This window comes from Pseudoflavonifractor intestinihominis, assembly GCF_040096055.1.
GTDB lineage: Bacteria > Bacillota > Clostridia > Oscillospirales > Oscillospiraceae > Pseudoflavonifractor > Pseudoflavonifractor intestinihominis.
The window spans coordinates 1-1,125 of record NZ_JBBMFK010000063.1 but is presented as its reverse complement, the minus strand read 5'-3'; the positions used below and the strand labels follow the sequence as shown (position 1 = coordinate 1,125).

Genomic DNA, 1,125 nt, shown 5'->3' with positions numbered 1-1,125 from the left:
TGGGACAGGTGGTCATAAGAAAGTGATTTGAAAGAATTACGATTATGGCATCTGTCAGGCAGGATTGGGCAACGGAGAAATACGCCGCATTCAGCAAATTTTGCTGGATACGGCGTATTTTCTTGCCTATTTACGCTTTCTTTTCCCTTTTCCGTGTGTCATGTTGCTTTTGCCCCGCTGGCTTATGGGGCTTTTCATGTGCTTTGACAGCCGCAGAACCTCGATCAGATTAACGAACTGCTCTTTGGTGATCGCATCATAGTCAATGCCGAAGGTCACCAGAAAGGCCCTCGCCTTCTTTTCGTCGCTGCTGCCCTCGAAATTCATGGCGGTCTGCAACTGCTGCTGGGCTTGTGCGGCGGCGGATGGATCGTCGGCTGTTGTGCTGTCGGTTTTGTGGGCTTCCCGAATATCGCGGAGTATCCTTGTCAGGTCATCTGCAACCACATGACCGAAATATTCTTCTTCCGACACCTGCGCCAATTCCAGTGTGCGCAGATAGAGATCACTTGTCCCATCGCCTTCCTTTGCCAGCACCATTTGACGCACGGTCTCCAGCACGGCATTCATGTCGTTGATCCGCATATCCGCGATACGGTCAACATAAATTTCTGCATCCAGCATCAACCGCTGAAAATCGTTATGGCAGATCAGCTCCGACAACAGCCGGTGGTTAAACTGCCCATCCTTCAATACTTCAATCGCACCGTCACCCAAATGCAGGGCCTCCAGCTCTATGTTTGGGTGATTTTTTGTTTCTGTCAATCCCATCAGGTAATCGGCGGATACCCCATAGAACTTTGCCAGCGCCGCGATGCTGAATGGGCTGATGTCCTTGAAATCGTCCGCCTCATATTTGCCGAGGGCGGCACGGGAAATGCCCGTCGCCTCGGAAAGCTGTTCCAGCGTCAGGCCGCGCTCGGTCCGCAAATCTTTGAGCCGCTCCGGGATCGTCAATTTGATATTCATATCCGCGCCCCCTTTCGTTCTGCTTCCCATTATAGCATAGATTTCTATAAGCGTGGAAATTTCCGCTTTTCGCACCCGTTTTCCAACCTCTTGGATATACGGGAACAGACCCGATTTTTCGTTAAACTGTACTTGTCGGGAGACGACAGCACCTTG

Annotated in this window: 1 protein-coding gene; it reads right to left on the bottom strand. The window is 51.1% G+C overall.

Annotated elements, in window-relative coordinates; genetic code table 11:
• Nucleotides 1-126: 126 nt before the first annotated feature.
• Nucleotides 127-1,125: helix-turn-helix domain-containing protein (locus WMO64_RS17015; RefSeq protein ID WP_349232765.1), on the bottom strand; the 999-nt coding region annotated here is incomplete at its 5' end.